This is a genomic window from Cellulophaga baltica, from assembly GCF_018861125.1.
Lineage (GTDB): Bacteria > Bacteroidota > Bacteroidia > Flavobacteriales > Flavobacteriaceae > Cellulophaga > Cellulophaga baltica_A.
In genome coordinates this window covers 65,280-88,242 of sequence record NZ_JAHKQN010000028.1, presented here as the reverse complement: position 1 = coordinate 88,242, position 22,963 = coordinate 65,280, and the positions used below count along the sequence as shown (strand labels likewise).

General features: G+C 32.4%; 18 protein-coding genes and 1 pseudogene. 14 read left to right on the top strand and 5 right to left on the bottom strand.

Annotated features, from left to right (window positions below; genetic code table 11):
* Positions 1-94 precede the first annotated feature (94 nt).
* The 5 genes from KO500_RS13800 to KO500_RS13780 are packed head-to-tail and all read left to right on the top strand — an operon-like array spanning position 95 to position 4,702.
* Positions 95-1,198, top strand: a complete 1,104-nt coding sequence (locus KO500_RS13800) for a DUF2891 domain-containing protein (protein WP_215957147.1) — start codon at positions 95-97, stop codon at positions 1,196-1,198.
* A 1-nt stretch (position 1,199) separates the two neighbouring features.
* Positions 1,200-2,396 carry an Nramp family divalent metal transporter gene (locus KO500_RS13795; protein ID WP_215957146.1) on the top strand — a complete coding sequence of 399 codons (1,197 nt, stop codon included), beginning with the start codon at positions 1,200-1,202 and terminating at the stop codon, positions 2,394-2,396.
* 2 nt (positions 2,397-2,398) lie between these two features.
* Positions 2,399-3,136, top strand: a complete 738-nt coding sequence (pxpA, locus tag KO500_RS13790) for a 5-oxoprolinase subunit PxpA (RefSeq protein WP_215957145.1) — start codon at positions 2,399-2,401, stop codon at positions 3,134-3,136.
* Positions 3,133-3,870: a 5-oxoprolinase subunit PxpB gene (pxpB, locus tag KO500_RS13785; RefSeq protein ID WP_215957144.1), complete on the top strand. Its 738-nt coding sequence runs from the start codon at positions 3,133-3,135 to the stop codon at positions 3,868-3,870. Before pxpA ends, pxpB begins: the two co-directional genes overlap by 4 nt.
* Positions 3,863-4,702: a biotin-dependent carboxyltransferase family protein gene (locus tag KO500_RS13780; RefSeq protein ID WP_215957143.1), complete on the top strand. Its 840-nt coding sequence runs from the start codon at positions 3,863-3,865 to the stop codon at positions 4,700-4,702. Before pxpB ends, KO500_RS13780 begins: the two co-directional genes overlap by 8 nt.
* Positions 4,703-4,704: 2 nt before the next feature.
* Here KO500_RS13780 and KO500_RS13775 read toward each other — a convergent pair whose 3' ends face one another.
* On the bottom strand, positions 4,705-6,072 hold the full coding sequence (locus KO500_RS13775) for an aldehyde dehydrogenase (RefSeq protein ID WP_215957142.1): 1,368 nt from the start codon (positions 6,070-6,072) through the stop codon (positions 4,705-4,707).
* A gap of 428 nt (positions 6,073-6,500) precedes the next feature.
* Between KO500_RS13775 and ilvD the strand changes: the two genes are divergently transcribed.
* The 9 genes and pseudogenes from ilvD to KO500_RS17390 all read left to right on the top strand — a co-directional run bounded on the left by ilvD (position 6,501) and on the right by KO500_RS17390 (position 18,123).
* Positions 6,501-8,177, top strand: coding sequence for a dihydroxy-acid dehydratase (gene ilvD, locus KO500_RS13770; RefSeq protein WP_215957141.1), 1,677 nt, complete (start codon positions 6,501-6,503; stop codon positions 8,175-8,177).
* 56 nt (positions 8,178-8,233) lie between these two features.
* On the top strand, positions 8,234-9,973 hold the full coding sequence (gene ilvB / locus KO500_RS13765; RefSeq protein WP_215957140.1) for a biosynthetic-type acetolactate synthase large subunit: 1,740 nt from the start codon (positions 8,234-8,236) through the stop codon (positions 9,971-9,973).
* 46 nt (positions 9,974-10,019) lie between these two features.
* On the top strand, positions 10,020-10,550 hold the full coding sequence (gene ilvN / locus KO500_RS13760) for an acetolactate synthase small subunit (protein WP_215957139.1): 531 nt from the start codon (positions 10,020-10,022) through the stop codon (positions 10,548-10,550).
* Between the two features lie 29 nt (positions 10,551-10,579).
* A complete protein-coding gene (gene ilvC / locus KO500_RS13755) occupies positions 10,580-12,055 on the top strand; it encodes a ketol-acid reductoisomerase (protein WP_215957138.1) in 1,476 nt (491 codons plus the stop codon).
* A 170-nt stretch (positions 12,056-12,225) separates the two neighbouring features.
* Positions 12,226-13,473 carry a threonine ammonia-lyase IlvA gene (gene ilvA, locus KO500_RS13750; protein ID WP_215957137.1) on the top strand — a complete coding sequence of 416 codons (1,248 nt, stop codon included), beginning with the start codon at positions 12,226-12,228 and terminating at the stop codon, positions 13,471-13,473.
* 157 nt (positions 13,474-13,630) lie between these two features.
* Positions 13,631-15,223 carry an NADP-dependent glyceraldehyde-3-phosphate dehydrogenase gene (locus KO500_RS13745; RefSeq protein ID WP_215957136.1) on the top strand — a complete coding sequence of 531 codons (1,593 nt, stop codon included), beginning with the start codon at positions 13,631-13,633 and terminating at the stop codon, positions 15,221-15,223.
* 222 nt (positions 15,224-15,445) lie between these two features.
* Positions 15,446-16,612, top strand: a complete 1,167-nt coding sequence (locus KO500_RS13740) for an MFS transporter (protein ID WP_215957135.1) — start codon at positions 15,446-15,448, stop codon at positions 16,610-16,612.
* An 86-nt stretch (positions 16,613-16,698) separates the two neighbouring features.
* A pseudogene (locus KO500_RS13735) lies at positions 16,699-17,286 on the top strand (TPM domain-containing protein); the annotation flags it as partial.
* Positions 17,287-17,502: 216 nt separating this feature from the next.
* Complete coding sequence (locus tag KO500_RS17390) at positions 17,503-18,123, top strand: hypothetical protein (RefSeq protein ID WP_252732522.1); 621 nt, start codon at positions 17,503-17,505, stop codon at positions 18,121-18,123.
* Positions 18,124-18,187: 64 nt separating this feature from the next.
* On the opposite strand, the gene leuB is transcribed toward KO500_RS17390, so the two are convergent.
* From leuB to leuC, 4 genes are all read right to left on the bottom strand, one after another.
* Entirely contained in the window at positions 18,188-19,270 is a 1,083-nt protein-coding gene (leuB, locus tag KO500_RS13725; RefSeq protein WP_215957133.1) for a 3-isopropylmalate dehydrogenase, read from the bottom strand.
* Between the two features lie 76 nt (positions 19,271-19,346).
* The gene (locus tag KO500_RS13720) at positions 19,347-20,864 is read right to left on the bottom strand and encodes an alpha-isopropylmalate synthase regulatory domain-containing protein (protein WP_215957132.1); all 1,518 of its coding nucleotides are present in this window, start codon (positions 20,862-20,864) and stop codon (positions 19,347-19,349) included.
* 53 nt (positions 20,865-20,917) lie between these two features.
* The gene (gene leuD, locus KO500_RS13715; protein ID WP_215957131.1) at positions 20,918-21,514 is read right to left on the bottom strand and encodes a 3-isopropylmalate dehydratase small subunit; all 597 of its coding nucleotides are present in this window, start codon (positions 21,512-21,514) and stop codon (positions 20,918-20,920) included.
* Between the two features lie 26 nt (positions 21,515-21,540).
* On the bottom strand, positions 21,541-22,953 hold the full coding sequence (leuC, locus tag KO500_RS13710) for a 3-isopropylmalate dehydratase large subunit (protein WP_215957130.1): 1,413 nt from the start codon (positions 22,951-22,953) through the stop codon (positions 21,541-21,543).
* Positions 22,954-22,963 lie beyond the last annotated feature (10 nt).

Below are 22,963 nucleotides of genomic sequence, written 5' to 3'. Positions count from 1 at the left end.
CCGCGGAGTGTAGCTTATCGATATTATCTTGCAATTTTAACTATTAATTATGTTTATCTAATTATATTTAACCTGAATAAGTAAACTATTTTAAATGATTCGTAAATTAGTCTCTACATGTTTAGTTGTTATTACAATAGCTAGCTGTAAACAAAAAGAAGAGAAAACAACAACAGAACCTATAGTTTTAAAAACACTACCCACACTTACCCTTGAAGAAGCCAACAGGTTAGCTAGTTTACCATTAGAATGTTTACAAGTAGAATATCCTAATAAATTAAACCAAACTTTAAACGATATTACGCATTTACAAACGCCCAAAGAATTGCATCCAGCATTTTATGGCTGTTTTGATTGGCATTCATCTGTGCATGGGCATTGGTCTTTAATATCATTATTAAAACAATTCCCAAATATTGATGAAGCTAACCTTATTAAAGAAAAATTAAGTGTCAATATCTCTAAAGATAATATACTTAATGAAATTGCTTACTTTAATATGAAAGGCAATAGTTCGTATGAACGAACTTATGGTTGGGCTTGGGTCTTAAAATTAGCAGAAGAATTACATACTTGGGAAGATCCTATAGCAAGAGAACTAGAAGCAAATTTACAGCCTCTGACAAATTTAATTACTGAAAATTACATTACATTTTTACCAAAATTAAACTATCCATTACGTGTAGGTGAACATACTAACACAGCATTCGGACTTTCATTTGCTTTAGATTATGCAATTACATTATCTGACACAAAATTATCTGAATCAATTAAAAAGGCGGCACTTCGCTTTTATGCTGATGACAGTGATTGTCCGTTAAGTTGGGAGCCTAATGGTTTTGATTTTCTTTCTCCTTGTTTGGAGGAAGCTAATTTAATGCGCAAAATTTACAGTCCGGAAGAATTTAAAATTTGGTTTGATGCTTTTCTTCCAGAATTAACAGACCCTGAATATCAATTAGAACCAGGGAAAGTGTCTGATAGAACTGATGGTAAATTGGTTCATTTAGATGGTTTAAATTTTAGCAGATCTTGGTGTTTGTATAGAATAAGTGAGAGTTTACCTGAATACACCCATTTAAAAAATATAGCAACAGATCATATAAACACATCGTTACCAAGTATTGTTGATGGGAATTATAGTGGTACACATTGGTTAGGAAGCTTTGCTTTGTATTCTTTAAACAACGCTCATTAATATGTTCAAAAAAATTGGACCAGGTGTTTTAATTGCAGCGGCCTTTATTGGGCCAGGAACAGTAACTGCTTGCACATTAGCAGGTGCTAGTTTTGGATACGCTTTGTTGTGGGCTATGCTGTTATCTGTAATTGCAACTATTGTTTTGCAAGAAATGGCTGCTCGTATAGGTATTGTTAGTCAAAAAGGGTTGGCTGATGTTATAAAAGAACAATTAAATACAAGCTGGTCTAAATACCTTATTTTAGGAATTATAATTGCAGCAATTATAATTGGTAATGCAGCGTATGAAGGTGGTAATATTGGTGGTGCGACACTAGGTTTAGAAGCAATTTTTGGTAGTGGCTACACTGAGATATATGCACTTATAATCTCAAGTATTGCATTTGCTTTACTTTATTTTGGGAACTACAAAGCCTTAGAAAAAGTATTAGTTTCATTAGTCATTATAATGAGTCTATCATTTATTCTCACCGCAATTATCACAAAACCTGATTTGGTAGCAATAGTAAAAGGTTTATTTGTACCATCAACTCCTGAAAACAGTATACTTACCATTATAGCTTTAGTTGGTACAACGGTTGTTCCTTATAATTTGTTTTTACATGCATCATTAGTAAGTGAAAAATGGAAAACAAAAGATGAGTTACCAAATGCTAAAAAAGATACCATAATTTCTATCTCATTAGGTGGTTTGGTGTCTATGTGTATAATAATAGTAGCAACAAGCATCACAAATAAGAATATTACTAGTGTTATGGACTTAGCCAAAGGTTTAGAACCTTTATTTGGCACAGCTGCTAAATATTTTATGGGAATAGGTCTTTTTGCAGCAGGAATAACATCATCAGTAACAGCACCATTAGCTGCAGCTTATGTAGCAAATAGTTGTTTTGGGTGGAATGCAGGTTTAAAAGATAAACGCTTTAAAGCAGTATGGATGCTAATTATAATAATTGGTGTTTCCTTTTTATTATTAGGAATTAAACCTATTGAAATTATCAAATTTGCACAGATTGCTAATGGAATTCTATTACCAGTAATTGCTATATTTTTACTGTGGATTGTAAATAAAAAAAGTGTTTTAGGAAAATTTAAAAACACCTTATTTCAAAATATATTAGGTGTTTTAATTGTTCTGATTTCAATTATACTAGGTGTAAAGAGTATATTAAAAGTTATAGGTTATTCCTTATAAATATGCATACTATTGATATAAATTGTGATGTTGGTGAAGGAGTGGGGAACGAGCAAGAAATTCTTCCATTAATATCATCATGTAATATTGCCTGTGGCGGTCATGCAGGTGATGAAAATACAATTAGAACTGTCCTGCAACTTGCATTAAAAAATAATGTAAAAATTGGTGCGCACCCTTCATACCCTGATAAAGAAAATTTTGGCAGACAATCCATATTTATTTCTGATGAAAACTTAAAAGAGAGCATCAAAAATCAACTAGCTTTTTTTTTAAGTATTTTAAAAGAAGAAAAAGGTGTTATGCATCATATAAAAGCCCATGGAGCTTTATATAATGATATTGCTAAAACTAAAAACTTAGCAACTGTTTTTTTAGACAGTATTAAAGATTATAAGACTGACGCTATCCTTTATGTACCCTATAATTCCGTAGTTGCATTTGAAGCACAAAAAAGAGGTTTCACAATTGCGTTTGAAGCATTTGCTGATCGTAATTATAATGATGATTTATCCCTTGTATCACGCAAAGAACCTAACTCTCTCTTAAAAGAAGGTAAAACCATTTTAGCTCATATTAAAGAGATGGTAATTAATGGACGTGTAAAAACAATAAATAATAATTTTATGAGTATAATTTCACAGACTTATTGTATTCATGGTGATACTGTTAATGCTTCAGAAATATTAATGTATCTTGATAAAGAATTACCCAACCACAACATAACTGTTTTAAAGTGAAAAATTATTTTATAACAATTAAACCTTTTGGTACTCATGCAGTTTTAATTGAATGGCCCGATAAGGTTGAAGAAAATATCTTAGATGATATTTTGACTTTTTCAAATTACTTGAATGAACACTGTTTGACAAATAAGGTTTATGAACTAGTACCAGCATATAACTCACTGACTGTTATTCTTAGAAATGAAACCATTAATTTTGTAGCTTTTAAAAAGCAATTATTAGCGTGGTATAATACTAAAAGTGAAGCTAAAAAGATTCAAAAATATTTATGGCGTTTTCCTGTGTGTTATGATGATGATTTTGGTATAGATTTAAACGATGTAGCTGCAGCTTTAAATAAAACAAAGGAAGAAATTATTGCACTTCATACTTCAACTGCGTATACGGTTTACGGAATTGGTTTTCTGCCTGGCTTTATGTATCTAGGAGGTTTATCCAAAGCATTAGAAATTCCACGACGAGAAACACCAAGGTTAAAAGTTTTAAAAGGAGCCGTTGGTTTGGCCGGCAAACAAACGGGTGTTTACCCACAACAATCACCAGGTGGTTGGAATATTATTGGAAATTGTTCTGTTCCTATTTTTAATACCAAAAATGAGAACCCATGTTTGGTTAAAGTGGGAGATAAAGTCCAATTCTACCAAATTTCAAAAGCAAGTTATGATTTAACCAAAATTGAAAGTGAAGTAGGAATTTACAAACCTGAAAAAATTAAAATAGATGCTTAAAGTATTAAAATCAGGTTTATATACCACCATTCAAGATAGTGGTCGTTTTGGATATAGAGATAATGGAGTACCGGTATCGGGAGTTATGGACACTAATACTGTTTATAAAATAAATACGCTATTAGAAAATGATGTAAATGATTCAGTTTTAGAAATTACAATGACTGGTCCAACTTTACAATTTGGAAAAGATACATATATAAGTCTTGGCGGTGCTAAATTTGAAGTTACTTTAAATAATATACCCGTTGAAAATTACAAATTATTAAAAATCATGGCTGGTGATATTTTGTCTTATGGCAGATTACAAAAAGGATTTAGAGCATATATAGCTATCAAAAACGGATTTCAATCTAAAGAAATATTAGGAAGTAGATCTTATTATTCTGCTATTACACCATATATTGTTATTAAAGATAATTTTGAAATTCCATATATTAAAAACTCCAAATTTGAGCCTAAAATTACTAGTCTTAAAACCAATAGCTTGCTAGACGAAACTGAATTATATGTAGCAAAAGGTCCGGAATTCAGTTTGTTGAATGACAGACAATTAGAACAAATATTTTTTAGAGAATTTAATATTGCTCCAGAAAATAATAGAATGGCATATCAATTAAAGCAGACAATTGATGGTCACAAAGTTTCTATGTTAACATCAGCAACGTTGCCAGGTACAGTTCAATTTACACCAGCAGGCAAATTGATTGTTTTAATGAAAGACGGCCAAACAACTGGTGGTTACCCAAGAATTATTCAACTAACAGATAAAGCTATATCCATACTTTCACAAAAAAAATCTGGTGATATAGTAAACTTTAAACTAATGTAACTTTAAAATAACTTACTTATTTTTTTAGCAAACTTTATAGGTAAATTATAAGGTGGGTAGCGTAAGGGAATATCAAGCCAAGTTCCTTTTTTTATAATTGCTTTTGAATGTGAAAACAAATCATAAGACAATTTCCCATGGTAAGCGCCAATACCACTAGCTCCAACACCACCAAAAGGTAATTTTTTATTAGTAATATGTACAATAGTATCATTTATAGCACCACCACCAAAACTATATTTGTTTAATATTTTATTTTGAAAATCTTTATTCTCACTAAAAATGTAGGTTGCTAATGGTTTTCCATATTTAGTAATGTAAATGTCTAAATCTTCTTCAGTTTCATAACTAATAATAGGCAAAATAGGACCAAATATTTCACCTTTCATTATTTTACTTTCCAGATTAGGTTCGTCAACTAAGGTAGGAGAAAGGTAATTATCATCATCATTAGTCTGTCCGCCAAAAACAATATTTTCACCTTCAAGCATTTCTTTTAGGTTCTCATAATGAGATTGATTTACTGTTCTAGCAAAATCAGGAGACTGTTCAATAGCATTCCCATAAAATTTAGTAATGCTATTTTTCAACGCATCAATCAATGCTGTTTTTACTGTTTTATGAACTAAAATATAATCTGTAGCAATACATGTTTGACCAGCATTTAAAAATTTCCCCCAAACAATTCGGTCAGCACTAGTTTTTAATGATGCAGTAGCATCAACAATAGTTGGGTTTTTACCTCCTAATTCTAAGGTTACAGGGGTTAAGTGTTTAGCCGCACTTTCATAAACAATTTTACCAACACGTGTGCTTCCTGTAAAAAAAATATAATCCCATTTTTGAGCTAATAATTCTTTAGATACTTCCACACCACCTTCAACTACCGAAACATATTCTTCTGGAAAAACATTTTTAATGATTAAGCTAATAATTTTTGAAGTATTTGGTGTGAGTTCTGACGGTTTTATAACAGCAGTATTACCTGCAGCAATAGCTCCAATAAGCGGTGCTAAAGCAAGCTGAAAAGGGTAATTCCAAGGTGCAATGATTAAAACTGCTCCATACGGTTCTTTATATATATAATCGCTTGATGGCCAATTAAGTAAAGAGCCACTTTTTTTTTGAGGTTTAGCCCATTTATTCAACTTTTTAATCGCACCATTTAATTCGGCAATTGTAAATTGAGTTTCGGTGGCCAAAGATTCGAACTTTGGTTTTTTAAAATCTGCATATATAGCATCACAAATAGCATCTTCTTGAGCAATAATTTCATTTTTAAGTTTTATTAAAAACTTTTTTCTAAAAGCTATACTTTTTGTTTGTTGCGAATAAAAAAAATCATTTTGCTTGTTCAATAATTCCATCATGTATCAAATGTATATAAAACTTAAACTATCTTTTGTTACTACCGAGCTTATTAATTACCTTTATCATATTATATGAGAAATTATATTTTAAATAAAGTGATTATCATCGTCTCTAGTAAGAGATGATACGGTATTTTATTTATTAAAAAGCCTGTATCGTAATTATAAAGATACAGGCTTTTTTATTGATAAATGGCTAAAATTTTTGTGTTATTCATAAAAACACAAGCCCTTTAAAAATGTTTAAAATAAATGAATATGGTACGAAATACTAGTCTATTTTACTTAAAATCAGTAGTTTAGATACATTTAGCGGAAATTGAATTTGTACCAATAAGAATTGTTAAAATTATAAGGAATTATAAACTATTATCTTTGAATAGTTAGAGAATACACAAGGGATATTTAATATACAAGCATTAAGTTTAATGGAAATAAATAAATATAGTAAGAACGTCACTCAAGATCCTACACAACCTGCAGCAAAAGCAATGTTATACGGTATAGGATTTAAAGATGAAGATTTTGATAAGCCAATAGTTGGTATTGCAAGTACAGGTTACGAAGGTAACCCTTGTAACATGCATTTAAATGATTTAGCTAAGGAAGTAAAAGAGGGTGTAAACTCAAATGAATCGGTCGGCTTAATCTTTAATACTATTGGTGTTAGTGACGGTATTTCTATGGGAACGCCAGGAATGCGTTTTTCATTACCATCACGTGATATTATAGCAGATTCTATGGAAACTGTTGTTCAAGGTATGTCATATGATGGTTTGGTTACTGTAGTTGGTTGTGATAAAAACATGCCAGGTGCTTTAATGGCTATGATTCGTTTAAACAGACCATCAATTCTAGTGTATGGTGGTACTATAGCTTCTGGTTGTCATAATGATAAAAAGTTAGATGTTGTTTCTGCTTTTGAAGCTTGGGGAGAAAAAGTTGCTGGTACAATGAAAGAAGATGAATTTCAATGTATTATTAAAAAATCTATTCCGGGTGCAGGTGCTTGTGGTGGTATGTATACTGCAAACACTATGGCATCGGCAATTGAAGCTTTAGGTATGGCATTACCATACAACTCTTCAAACCCTGCAATAGGTAGTGAGAAAAAAGCAGAGTGTATTGATGCAGGTAAAAAAATGTTTTATCTGTTAGAAAATGATATAAAGCCTTTAGATATTGTAACTAGAAAATCACTAGAAAATGCAATTCGTTTGGTAACTATTATGGGAGGTTCTACAAATGCAGTACTACACTTTTTAGCTATTGCAAGAGCTGCCGATATTGAATTTACGTTAGAAGATTTTCAACATATTAGTGATACAACACCATTTATTGCAGATTTAAAACCTAGTGGTAAATATTTGATGGAAGATGTTCACCGCATTGGTGGTACTCCTGCAGTATTAAAATATTTATTAGAAAAAGGTTTAATACATGGTGATTGTTTAACAGTTACTGGTAAAACTTTAGCTGAAAATTTAGCAGAGGTACCAAGTTTACTTGAAGGTCAAGATGTTATTCGTCCTTTAGAAAACCCTATAAAAGCAACAGGTCATTTACGTATGCTTTACGGAAATATCGCTGAAAATGGTTCAGTAGCAAAAATTACAGGTAAAGAAGGTTTGTTATTTAAAGGAACTGCAAAAGTTTTTAATGGTGAATATGCTGCAAATGATGGTATTAGAACTGGTATTGTTAAAAAAGGTGATGTAGTCGTCATTAGGTACGAGGGACCAAAAGGTGGGCCTGGAATGCCAGAAATGCTAAAACCAACTGCGGCTATTATGGGTGCTGGTTTAGGTAAAGATGTAGCTTTAATTACAGATGGTAGATTTTCAGGAGGTACACATGGTTTCGTCGTAGGTCATATTTCTCCAGAAGCTCAAGATGGTGGTGCTATTGCCTTAATTAATGATGGTGATATTATTACAATTGACGCAGAAACAAACTCAATTAATGTTGATGTTACTGCAGAGGAGCTAGCAAAACGAAAAGAAGCTTGGGTAGAACCAGCCCTAAAATTTAAAAAGGGAGTATTGTACAAATACGCTCGTTCTGTTTCTTCAGCATCACAAGGTTGTGTTACTGACGAATTTTAATAATATATTTTTATTTCTAGATAAAATTACTACTAGAAAATCTCAAGATTAAGAGAATGAATTCGAATACGATAAAAGAAAATAAGACACCTAATAAAAAGATAGAGACTATGAATATTAGTGGAGCTGAAGCAATTATTCATTGTTTATTAGCAGAAGGTGTTGACTTAATTTATGGTTACCCAGGTGGTGCTATAATGCCAGTTTATGATGAATTATATAAATTTCAAGATAGACTGACTCATATATTAACACGTCATGAACAAGGAGCAACACATGCTGCTCAAGGCTATGCAAGAGTTTCGGGTAAAGTTGGTATTGCAATGGCAACTTCAGGACCTGGGGCAACAAACTTAGTTACAGGTTTAGCTGATGCTCAAATAGATTCAACTCCTATGGTTTGTATTACGGGCCAAGTTGGAAGCCATTTGTTAGGTTCTGATGCTTTTCAAGAAACTGATATTGTTGGCATTTCTACACCAGTAACAAAGTGGAATTACCAAATAACTAAAGCTTCTGAGATTCCTGAAATTTTAGCTAAAGCTTTTTATATCGCAAAATCAGGTCGTCCAGGGCCAGTTTTAATTGATATTACTAAAGATGCTCAATTTGATACGTTTGATTTTTCTTATGAGAAATGTACAGGTGTACGAAGTTACAAACCCGTACCTAAGCCAAATACAAATGCAATAGCTGAAGCTGCTAAATTAATTAATGAAGCTAAAAAACCAATGATTGTTTTTGGTCAAGGAGTTATTTTAGGAGAAGCTGAAGCTGAATTAAAACAGTTTGTTGAAAAAGCAGGTATTCCTGCTGCATGGACAATTTTAGGAGTCGCGGCAATGGATAGTGAACATCCTTTAAATGTTGGTATGGTAGGTATGCACGGTAATTACGCACCAAATGTTTTAACAAATGAATGTGACTTGCTAATTGCCATCGGGATGCGTTTTGATGATCGTGTTACTGGTAACTTAGAAACATATGCTAAACAAGCAAAAGTTATCCACTTTGAAATAGACCCTGCTGAAATTAATAAAAACGTAACATCTGATGTTGCTGTTTTAGGAAATTCAAAAGAAACTTTACAACTTATTTTACCATTAATTGATAAAAAAAATCATGATGAGTGGCATAATGAGTTTAAGAAAAGATATGACATTGAATATAATGAAGTAATTAAAAATGATATTAAACCAACGAAAGAAGGTTTAACTATGGGAGAAGTTATTGAAGAGATAAATATCGCTTCAAAAAACAGCGCTGTTATTGTTACTGATGTTGGTCAACACCAAATGATCGCTTGTAGATATGCAAAATTCAATCAAACAAAAAGTAATATAACTTCAGGTGGCTTAGGTACTATGGGCTTTGCCTTACCTGCTGCTATTGGCGCTAAACAAGGTGCTATGGATAGGGAAGTTGTTGCTATTATTGGTGATGGTGGTTATCAAATGACTATTCAAGAATTAGGTGTTATCTTTCAACATAATATACCGGTGAAAATTGTGGTTTTAAATAATGATCACTTAGGTATGGTACGCCAATGGCAAGAGTTATTTTTTGAAAAAAGATATGCTTCAACAGTTATGGTAAATCCTGATTTTGTAAAAATAGCAGAAGGATATCATATCGAATCTAAGCGAATTAGCGAAAGAAGTGAATTAAAAAATACGATTAAAGAAATGATGGCTTCAAAAAATCCGTATTTCTTAGAAGTGAAGGTTGAAAAGGAAGATAACGTATTTCCTATGATTCCAACTGGAGCATCAGTATCAGATATAAGATTAAAATAAGAACTTAAATTACAACCCATATTATATTAGGGTTTGAGTATTAATAATGGAGAAAAATAGGTATACAGTATCAGTTTATTCTGAGAATAATGTTGGTCTACTAAATAGGATTTCAGGGATATTTTTAAAAAGACATATTAATATTGAAAGTTTAAATGTTTCTAAATCTGAAATAGAAAATGTTTCAAAATTCACAGTTGTAATATTTACTGATCATGAAACTGCACGTAAGATTGTTGGTCAAATAGAAAAACAAATAGAAGTTATTAAAGCGTATTTTCATTTAGATGATGAAACTATTTATCAAGAGTCTGTTTTATTTAAAATAGATTCTAGCTTGTTATTTGACGAACGAAACATTCAAAATATTATAAAAGATTGTAATGCAACTATTGTAACTGTATCAAGAGATTTCTTTGTTTTAGCAAAAACAGGAAGAAAGTTTGAGGTTGACGAAATGTATGACAAATTAAAACCTTTCGGGATTATGCAATTTGTACGTTCAGGGAGAATAGCAGTAACTAAAGCTGAAATGCCAATATCGGTATTATTAGCAGAATTCAAAGAAAATAAATAAAATCAATTTTAAATAAACGAGTTTATAAAATGGCAAATTATTTCAATACACTATCATTAAGAGAACAATTGACCCAATTAGGGAAATGTAGGTTCATGGACACAAGTGAATTTACTGATGGTGTATCAGCTTTAAAAGGTAAAAAAATAGTAATCGTAGGTTGTGGTGCCCAAGGACTTAACCAAGGATTAAACATGCGTGATTCTGGTTTAGATATTTCGTATACATTACGTGAAGCAGCAATTAAAGAAGAAAGACAATCGTACAAAAACGCTAAAGAAAACAGCTTTAATGTTGGTACTTACGAAGAGCTTATTCCTTCTGCTGATTTAGTTATTAACTTAACTCCAGATAAGCAACATACTGCAGTAGTTACTGCCATTATGCCTTTAATGAAAAAAGGAGCTACATTATCTTATTCTCACGGTTTTAATATTGTAGAAGAAGGAATGCAAATTCGCGAAGATTTAACGGTTATTATGGTTGCTCCAAAATGTCCAGGATCTGAGGTGCGTGAAGAATATAAAAGAGGTTTTGGTGTTCCAACATTAATCGCTGTTCACCCAGACAATGATCCTCAAGGTAAAGGATTTGCTGAAGCTAAAGCTTACGCAGTAGCTACAGGTGGTGATAGAGCAGGTGTTTTAGAATCTTCTTTCGTTGCAGAAGTAAAGTCTGATTTAATGGGTGAGCAAACTATTTTATGTGGTTTGTTACAAACAGGATCTATTTTATGTTTCGATAAAATGATTGAAAAAGGTCTAGATGCTGGTTATGCTTCTAAACTAATCCAATATGGTTGGGAAACTGTTACGGAAGGTTTAAAGTACGGTGGTATTACACATATGATGGATCGTTTATCTAACCCAGCAAAAATAAAAGCTTTTGAATTGGCTGAAGAATTGAAAGATATCATGCGTCCATTATTCCAAAAACATATGGATGATATTATTCAAGGTGAATTTTCTAAAACAATGATGGAAGATTGGGCTAACGATGATAAAAACCTTTTAACTTGGAGAGCAGCTACTGGTGAAACTGCTTTTGAAAAAACTCCTGCAGGAAGTGATAAAATTTCTGAACAAGAATTTTACGATCACGGTGTATTAATGGTTGCTATGGTTAGAGCTGGTGTTGAATTAGCTTTTGAAGCTATGACTGATTCTGGTATTATTGCAGAGTCTGCTTACTACGAGTCTTTACATGAAACGCCATTAATCGCAAATACAATTGCACGTAAAAAATTATTTGAAATGAACCGTGTAATTTCTGATACAGCAGAGTACGGTTGTTACTTATTTGATCATGCTTGTAAGCCTTTATTAGCTGACTTTATGACTAAGATTGATACTGATGTTATTGGTAAAGATTTTGCTGAGGGTGAAGGTAACGGAGTTGACAATGCTAAATTAATTAGAGTAAATAAAGCATTAAGAGAACATCCAGTAGAAATTGTAGGCGCAAGACTTAGAGCTTCTATGACAGCAATGAAGCCTATTGTTTAATATATGATAAATAGCTAGTTTACAATCCTATATAAAATAGGTGTTTTAATTAACTAGAATTTAAACTATAATAATTGGGAACTTAATTATCTTTATTGGTAATTAGTTCCCAATTTTGTTTTTCACACCTTTTGTAACCAAACTAATTACAGGTTTTAATAACACATTATATGTATTTTCCTCAGTTAAATGATATTAAAAAAGCAGCTGACACTATTAAAGAGGTTGCTCAACTTACACCATTAACTAACAGTATTCGATTGTCAAAAGAATACCATGCAAATGTTCTTTTGAAAAGGGAAGATTTACACCAAGTTAGGTCATACAAAATTAGGGGAGCATACAATAAAATTAGTTCATTATCTAAAGCAGAAATGGAACATGGCGTTGTTTGTGCTAGTGCCGGAAACCATGCACAGGGTGTAGCATTCTCTTGTAATCATTTAAAAATAAAAGGGGTGATTTTTATGCCTTCTGTTACTCCCAAACAAAAAGTTAAACAAACGGAATTATTTGGTGGAGAATGGGTTTCAATTATCTTAGAAGGGGATACTTTTGATGATTCATCAACAGCAGCGAAAGAATACTGCACAACAGAAAACATGACGTTTATTCATCCTTTTGATGATCCTAAAACTATTGAAGGACAGGGTACAATTGGTTTGGAAATTATGGAACAATCAAAAACACCTATTGATTACATCTTCGTCCCCGTAGGTGGTGGTGGCTTAGCATCAGGACTTGTTGGTTGTCTGTCAGCTTTATCTCCAAATACTAAAATTATTGGCGTAGAACCTGAGGGAGCTCCATCTATGAAAACATCTATTGAAAAAGGAGAAAACACTGAATTAGCTAAAATTGATAAATTTATTGATGGTGCAGCTGTAAAAAAAGTTGGTGATTATACATATAACATCTGTAAAAATAATTTATACCAAATGGTAACCGTTGCTGAAGGTAAAGTGTGCCAAACTATTTTAGATGTTTATAATAGAGATGCTATTGTTGTTGAGCCTGCTGGTGCATTAACAATTGCTGTTTTAGATCAATTTAAAGACGAAATAAAAGGTAAAAACGTAGTTTGTATTGTTAGTGGCAGTAATAATGATATTACACGAACCGCAGAAATAAAAGAACGTGCTTTACTTTATGGAAAATTAAAACATTACTTTATTGTTCGTTTTCCACAACGACCAGGTGCTTTAAAAGAATTTGTAGGTTCTGTTTTAGGTGAAAATGATGATATTACACATTTTGAGTATTCCAAAAAATCAAGTAAAGAAGATGCACCAGCAGTTGTAGGTATTGAATTAAAAAGTCCTGATGATTTAGAACCATTAATTCTACGCATGAAAGAGGGGAATTTTTATGGTGATTACATCAATGACAAGAAAGATTTATTTGAATATTTGGTTTAGCTAAAAACTGATTATTATTCGCAAACGTTTGATTTTTTAGATTTTTATTTGTTTTAAATTTTAATGTTAATTAAATGATATTATTCATAATTTAAGCTTGATTTTAGAGGGTTTATAGTAGCTTTTTGACTAAATTTATATTTCAGAATATAAATGTATGAGCAAAATTGACAGTACAATTCCAGAGGAATTTCAGATAAAAGAAACTATAGATCAAAAAAAATATTTAGTTGATGGTGAACTAAAAAAATGGACAGGGAATACTACGGAAGTATATTCTACAATCTCATCAACAGAGACATACAAACCAACATTACTAGGTAGTATACCTGATATGGGCGAAACTGAGGCAATCGATGCTTTAGATGCTGCTATGAAAGCTTACGGTCGTGGTCAAGGTATTTGGCCAACGATGCATGTTAAAGATAGAATCGAATGCATGGAGGCTTTTGCTAAAAAAATGGAAACAAAACGCGACGAAGTTGTAAAACTTTTGATGTGGGAGATTGGTAAATCATTACCTGATTCGCAAAAAGAATTTGATCGAACAGTTGAGTATGTTTATGATACTATTGAAGATTACAAACAATTAGACCGTAACGCTGCTAAATTTCAAAAACATGATGGTGTTTACGCGCATATAAAAAGAGGACCTTTAGGGGTTGTTCTTTGTTTAGGACCTTATAACTACCCTTTAAATGAAACTTTTGCGTTGCTAATTCCTGCAATAATAATGGGGAATACGGCAATATTTAAACCTGCTAAACATGGCGTTTTATTAATTACTCCTTTATTAGAAGCTTTTCAATCTTGTTTCCCGAAGGGAGTAATTAATATTTTATTTGGTAGAGGTAGAGCTGTAGCTGCACCAATTATGCAAACAGGTAAAGTTGATGTTTTAGCTTTAATCGGGAATAGTAAATCTGCGAATGCATTACAACAGCAACATCCAAAGAGTAACCGTTTACGATTAGTTCTTGGTTTAGAAGCTAAAAACCCTGCTATTATTCTTCCAGATGCTGATTTAGATTTAACTATTGATGAGTGTATTGCAGGTACTTTATCATTTAATGGTCAACGTTGTACAGCTTTAAAGGTTGTTTATGTACATGAAGATATTAAAGAGGAATTTACTAAGCGCTTTGCTAAAAGGGTAGATGAATTAAAATTTGGTAATCCTTGGGAAAATGGTGTAAAACTTACACCACTACCAGAACCAGACAAACCAGCATATATTCAAGGTTTAATTGATGATGCTAAAGTAAAAGGAGCAAAAATTTTAAATAAAAAAGGAGGAAAGCAAACAGATAATTACATTTGGCCTGCTGTACTTTACCCAGTTACTAAAGATATGCGTGTTTATCAAGAAGAACAATTTGGACCTGTTATTCCTGTGGTATCGTTTAAAGATATAGAAGAACCTTTAGATGACATGGCTGCATCAAATTATGGCCAACAAGTAAGTTTATTTGGCAAAGATGTTTATGCATTATCTCCGTTAATTGATACGCTAGTAAATTTAGTTTGTCGAGTAAACTTAAACAGCTCTTGCCAACGTGGCCCAGATGTTTATCCTTTTACAGGTAGAAAAGATTCTGCCCAAGCAACATTAAGTGTACATGATGCGCTACGTTCATTCTCAATAAGAACATTTGTTGCTTTTAAAGACAATGAGCTGAACACGGAAATAGTTGAGCAATTATTAGACGCTAAACTTTCTAATTTTGTGAGTACAGATTATATCTTATAATACTATTTAATATAAAGTCATTAAAACCTCTTATATCATAAAATATAAGAGGTTTTTTATTTGTAATAGTATCAAATTAACTTCTAAAATCTCAAAGTACTAAAAATTCATTTCATTTTAAAATTGTTACTAAAGCATAGCACTAAGCTTTTAATTCGTTCTAACTTTGCACTATAAATAAATAGGTTTTTAAAAGACTTAATTTTTAATTTTTTAGTTATAGTGGAGCAAATCACAAACAGAAAAGCTTTAATAGCATTAGCCATAGGTGGTTTTGGAATTGGTATGACAGAGTTTGTTATTATGGGTATTTTACCAGATGTAGCAACAGCTTTAAATATTTCAATACCAAAAGCAGGTCATTTTATTTCTGCCTATGCATTAGGGGTTGTTATTGGTGCTCCCTTATTAACCAGTATTGGTAGTAAGTGGTCTTCACATAAAATGCTATTGGCTTTAATGCTTTGGTTTACGATATTCAATACACTTTCGGCATTTGCAGAAAATTACACCAGTTTATTGTTTTTTAGGTTTTTATCAGGCTTACCCCATGGTGCTTTTTTTGGTATTGGAGCAGTAGTTGCTGGTAAATTAGCTCGTGAAGGCAAAGCTGCACAAGCTATGGCTGTAATGTTTTCGGGCTTAACTGTTGCCAATGTTATAGGTGTGCCTTTAGGCACCTATTTCGGACATAATTTTAATTGGAACTTATCTTTTCTAATTGTCGGTTGCATTGGAGTTCTTGCCATGTTAAGTATTTACTTTTGGATTCCAGAATTACCAAAATCATCAGATAAAGGGTTAAGAAAAGATTTTCAAGTATTCAAAAGAGTAGAATTATGGATTGTTATTGTACTTACTACCGTAGGTACAGGTGGTTTTTTTGCTTGGTATAGCTACATAGCTCCATTACTTACAAATGTTGCTGGTTATCCAGAAAATATGGTGAGCTATGCTATGATTATTGCAGGTGTAGGTATGGTTATTGGCAATTTTGTTGGTGCTAAATTAACTGAAAAGTTGAGCCCAATGAAAGCAATTATTGTTTGTTTTTCTACTATGGTTATTCTATTGGTAATTAATGGTCTCACTGCAAGTAACCCTATACTAATATTATGTACTACATTTTTAATAGGTGCGGCTTCTTTTAGCGTATCAACACCACTACAAATGGCAATCATAAATGCATCAAAAGGATCGGAAATGCTAGGTTCTTCAATGAACCAAAGTGCTTTTAATATGGGAAATGCTTCTGGAGCTTATTTGGCAGGTTTACCTATAGCCATGGGTTATAGTGTTGTCTATTCTAGTTATGTGGGCGCTATTTTAGCGGGTACAGGTGTTTTAATTGCTATTGGAATTATAATTAAAAGAAGGCTTAAGAAATAACCAAACCTAATAGAAATTGCAATATACCGATTAAGCTTACTGTTCTTACACGATTTTTTTAGATTAGATTGATCTAAATCAACCTAATGAAATTTAAAAACAGGCTATTCATTTTACTATTATTTTTTCTAGTAAATTTTTCTTTTTCCCAAAACAAATCAAATACTAATCAAATAAGTGAAATAAATAGCTTCAAAGACTCCAACGAAGTAATAGATTACCCTAAATTTATACCTCCTAATTATATAAAACAACAATCTCATTTCTACACCCTTGACATTGTTCCACAGCCAAGAGAAAATGGGATTTTTGGATATATTTCTGATCCAGATGATTTTCTTTCCGAAGAAAAAGAAGAAGAAATTAATAAGGTCTTATATAGTTTAGAAAAGAATACTTCCGCAGAGGTTATTATTGTTATTGTAAATAGCATTGGGAGTTAAACTCCTAAAAAATTTGCTACAAAACTATTCAATAAATGGGGTATTGGTAAGGCTGATAAAGATAATGGCTTATTAATACTAACGGTCGTTAACCAAAGACGAACAGAATTTGAGACTGGTTATGGATTAGAAGCTGTTTTACCTGATAATATTTGTTATAGAATTGGCACTGATGAAATTGTACCTGCATTTCAAGAATATGATTATGGCCTCGGCTTATTAAATGCTTCAAGACAAGTAAAAACAATTTTAGAAAACCCAGAAGCTGTCGCCGAAATTTATTCTAATGAAATAACTTATAACATTGAAAGTAACAAATTATCTAATAGAATTACCAATGCAGTAAATTCATTTTTTGACTTTATAACTAATTTGAGTATGTGGTATATTATTTTAATTATATATATACTTCTCTGTATTTATTATGGAATTTACTTTTATGTACGTATGGCTTCTATACATATTTCAAAAGAAGATTATTATGATAAATATAAAAGGTTACAAAACTTAAACATGGGTTTTAAATACATGTTTTTTCCCATTCCACTAGCTACAATTCATGAACTATACTTAAAAAGATTAAAAGAATATAGGTACAACCCTAGATTTAGTAAATTAAATGGAAAGCAATTAACTTTATTAGATTCTGAAAAAGAAATTGCCCATTTAAATGATGGACAATTGATAGAAGAAAATATTAAATCCGTTGATTACGATGTTTGGGTTACAGAAGATAGAAGTGATATTTTGATACTAAGATATTACGGAGAATCTTGTAGGTCTTATATTGAATGTGATGAGTGCAATTATGAAGCAAACGGTAGGGTTAGAACTGAAATTATTAAAATAGCCACATATGATAGTTATGGTGAAAGAATAAATTTTTATGAATGTAAAAATTGTAATGCGAAAACTTCAATATCAGAAACAATACCTATGAAAGTTAGAGAGAGCTCTAGCAGTTCAAGTTCTGGTAGTAGTTATTCCTCATCATCATCATCTTCGTCTTCATCATCAAGTTTTGGAGGTGGTAGTTCTGGTGGCGGTGGAGCAGGAGTGAGTTGGTAAAACCAAAAAATCCTCTGAATACATTTCAGAGGATTTTTTTGAACTTTTAAAGTTTAGCTTATAATTAGATGTTTTTAGCTAACCAATCACCAACTTCACTAGTCTTATATGCTTTACCACCTTCAGCTAAATCTTCAGTAACAACACCTTCAGCTAAATCTTCAGTAACAACACCTTCAGCTAATGATTTATTTACAACAGTTCTAATAAGTGTAGCTTCTTCAGTTAAACCAAAATCTTCAAATAACATTGCTGCAGATAATACTGTTGCTAATGGGTTTGCAATATCTTTACCTGCTGCTTGTGGGTATGAACCGTGAATTGGTTCGTATAATTTTGTTTTCTCCCCAACAGATGCAGATGGCATTAAGCCCATAGAACCTGAAATTACAGAAGCTTCATCTGTTAAAATATCACCAAATAAATTTGCTGTAATCATAACATCATAAGAACTTGGCCATTGAACTAAACGCATTGCAACTGCATCAACAAACTCATAAGAAACTTCAACCTCAGGATAATCTTTTTCCATTGCTTGTACAGTTTCTCTCCATAATCTTGAAGATTCTAATACGTTAGCTTTATCTACACAACAAAGTTTTTTACCTCTTGTCATTGCTAATTCAAAGCCTTTTTTAGCTAAACGTGTAATCTCTTCACGCTTATACGTCATGGTATCAAAAGCAGTGTTTCCATCATCTTTACGACCTCTTTCACCAAAATATACACCACCAGTAAGCTCTCTTAAGATAATTAAATCTGTACCTTCAATACGTTCTTTCTTTAAAGGAGACTTATCAATTAAAGACGGGAATGTAAATGTTGGTCTTACATTAGCAAACAAACCTAATTTCTGACGCATTTTAAGCAAACCTTGTTCTGGTCTAACTTTAGCAGAAGGGTCATTATCAAAACGTGGGTGACCAATTGCACCAAATAAAACAGCATCAGCAGCTTCACAAACTGCATGAGTACTATCAGGATAAGGTTCTCCACAATCATCAATTGCAGCAGCACCTGTTAAAGCAGGTGTCCAGCTAATTTCATGATTAAACTTTGCAGCAATAGCATTAGATACTTTTACTGCTTGATCAATTACTTCTGGTCCTATACCATCTCCGGCTAAAAGGGCAATGTTTAATTTCATTTGTATTTTTCTTTGTGCTTTAACATTATGCTTAAAGCTATAATTAATTATATGTTGTTCTTATTTTAAAACCTTTTTAAATGATGTTCAGCATTTTCTCTGTAGCTTTTATTGCTGATACAGTTTGATCAGAATCTAAACCACGAGTTAATATTTCTTTACCTTGATAATCCCAAGTGATAATAGTTTCACATAAGGCATCAGAATGACTTCCAGGAGGTATTCTAACCGCATAATCAATTAAAGTTGGTAAACTAATTTTTTTAGATTTATAAACAATTTTCAATGCATTCATAAATGCATCAAATTGTCCGTCACCTTGTGCGTGAGCTTCAAAATCCTCACCTTCAATTTCAACAGCAACTGCAGCAGAAGGTTCTAAACCTTTTGCATGTGATAATAAATAAGACTTAATGCTTACTTTGTTTTGATAACCATCACTATCTAAAACATCAGAAATTATGTATGGTAAATCTTCTTTAGTAACACGTTCTTTTTTATCACCTAACTCAATAATACGTTGGGTAACTTTTTTAAGTTCTTCGTTATTTAACGTAAGTCCTAATTCTTGTAAGTTTTTCTGAATATTTGCTTTGCCAGAAGTTTTACCTAAAGCATATTGGCGTTTACGCCCAAATCTTTCAGGTAATAAATCATTAAAGTAAAGGTTATTTTTACTATCTCCATCTGCATGAATACCAGCAGTTTGAGTAAACACATTCGCACCAACAATTGGCTTATTTGCAGGAATACCAAAACCAGTAAAAGCAGAAACTAACTTACTTACTTTATATAGTGATGACTCGTTTACATTGGTTTCAATTTCAGGTAAAAAATCATTTATTACCGCAACAACACTAGCAAGGGGAGCATTACCAGCTCTTTCTCCCATACCATTTACGGTTAAATGCAAACCATGACAACCTGCTTTAAGCGCTTCCATAACATTAGCAACACTTAAATCATAATCATTATGACCATGAAAATCAAAATGTAAACTCGGATATTTTTTTACAATTGCATCTATAAAACTAAAAGTTTCATTATGCGTTAAAACACCTAAAGTATCTGGCAAAAGAATTCTTTTTACAGGTTGTGTGGTTAAAAAGTCAAGAAATTGGTATACATATTCTTGCGAGTTGCGCATACCATTACTCCAATCTTCTAAATACACATTGGTTTCAATACCTTTTGATTGTGCTAATTCAATTACTGACGTAATTTCAGAAAAATGTTCTTCAGGAGTTTTTTTAAGTTGATGTGTTAGATGATTTAAAGAGCCTTTTGTCAATAGGTTTTGAACTTTTGCTCCTGCATCTACCATCCAATCAATAGAAACACCTTTATCAACAAATGAAAGTACTTCAACTTTATCTATAAATTTTTTTTCATTTGCCCATTGTGTAATTTGTTTCACAGCAAGCAACTCACCATCAGAAACCCTACAAGAAGCGACCTCAATACGGTCTACCTTAAGTTCTTCCAGTAATAATTTGGCAAGCGTAAGTTTTTCTGATACAGAAAAAGACACTCCGGAGGTTTGTTCACCATCTCGGAGTGTTGTATCCATTATTTCAATTTTTCTTTTTTCCATTATATGCGATACTCAGTTGAAAATATATTTAGTAATTACTAAATACTACTTTTCTATAATGGAGTATTTTTAGCGAATTCAACGATTTGATCTTTCACATTAACTAGATAGTCAATATCATCAAAACCGTTTAACATGTTCTCTTTTTTGTATCCGTTGATATCGAAAGACTCAGATTCACCAGTAGCTAAAATTGTTACTTTTTGCTCAGGTAAATTAACTTCAATTTCTGTTTTAGGATCTTTCTCAATTTCTGCAAATACTTTTTCTGCAAATTCAGCACTAACTTGCACTGGTAAAACACCAATATTCAAACAGTTACCCTTAAATATATCTGCAAAGAAACTAGAAATTACACAACGGAATCCGTAATCATATACTGCCCAAGCAGCATGCTCTCTTGAAGAACCAGAACCGAAGTTTCTACCACCAACTAATATTTTACCTGAATACGTTGCATCGTTTAATACAAAATCAGCTTTAGGTGTTTCATCATTATTATAACGCCAATCTCTAAAAAGATTATCGCCAAAACCTTTACGCTCAGTTGCTTTTAAGAAACGAGCAGGTATTATTTGATCAGTATCTACATTTTCTATTGGCAAAGGAACTGCAGTACTTGTTAATATTTCAAATTTATCGTAAGCCATTTTACTATTTTTTTATTTGTTGCTACTTAACCAGCAACTACATTTTCCATTAATTCACGAGGGTCAGTAACTTTACCAGTAACAGCCGCAGCCGCAGCAACTAGAGGTGAAGCTAATAATGTTCTTGATCCTGGGCCTTGACGACCTTCAAAGTTTCTGTTTGATGTACTAACAGCTAATTTACCTGCAGGTACTTTATCATCGTTCATTGCTAAACAAGCAGAACAACCTGGCTCTCTTAACACAAAACCAGCTTCATGGATTATATCTAAAAGACCTTCATCTTTAATAGCAGCCTCAACTTTGTGTGAACCTGGTACCAACCAAGCTGTTACATTCGGTGCTTTCTGGCGTCCTTTAATAATAGATGTAAAGGCTCTAAAATCTTCAATACGACCATTTGTACAGCTTCCTATAAAAACGAAATCAATTGGCTTACCAATCATTCCATCTCCTTCGTTGAAAGACATATAGCCTAATGATTTTTTATATGTACTTACACCACCTTCAACCTGTTCTGCATTAGGTATGTTTTTAGAAATACCAATACCCATTCCTGGATTTGTACCATAGGTGATCATTGGTTCTATATCAGAAGCATCAAAAGTAAGTTCTTTATCAAAAGTAGCACCTTCATCAGTGTGTAGAGTTTCCCAATAAGCCATTGCTTTATCCCAAGCAGCACCTGTTGGAGTAAACTCTCTACCTTTTACATATTCAAATGTTTTTTCATCAGGTGCAATCATACCACCACGAGCACCCATTTCAATACTTAAATTACAAACCGTCATACGGCCTTCCATAGTCATGTTTTCAAAAACATCACCTGCATATTCTACAAAGTATCCTGTAGCACCAGAAGTTGTTAACTTAGAAATAATATATAAAGCAACATCTTTAGGTGTAACCCCAAAGTTTAAATCACCTGTAACATTAATTCTCATTTTTTTAGGCTTAGGTTGCATAATACATTGCGAGGCTAAAACCATTTCTACTTCAGAAGTACCAATACCAAACGCGATAGCACCAAATGCTCCGTGTGTAGAGGTATGTGAATCACCACAAACAATTGTTGCTCCTGGCTGTGTAATTCCGTATTCAGGACCTACAACGTGCACAATTCCATTTTTTTGATGTCCTAATCCCCAGTGAGAAATACCATATGCTTTTGCATTTTCTTCTAATGCTTTTAATTGATTAGCAGAAAGTGGATCTTCAACTGGTAAATGTTGATTAATTGTTGGTGTGTTATGATCGGCAGTAGCAAAAGTACGCTCTGGGTACAATACACTAATTCCTCTATTTTTAATACCTAAAAATGCAACCGGACTAGTTACCTCGTGCACTAAGTGACGGTCTATAAACAATACGTCTGGTCCGTCTTCTACATGTTTAACTACATGCGAATCCCATACTTTGTCGAATAATGTCTTTTTCATTTTGTTCTGA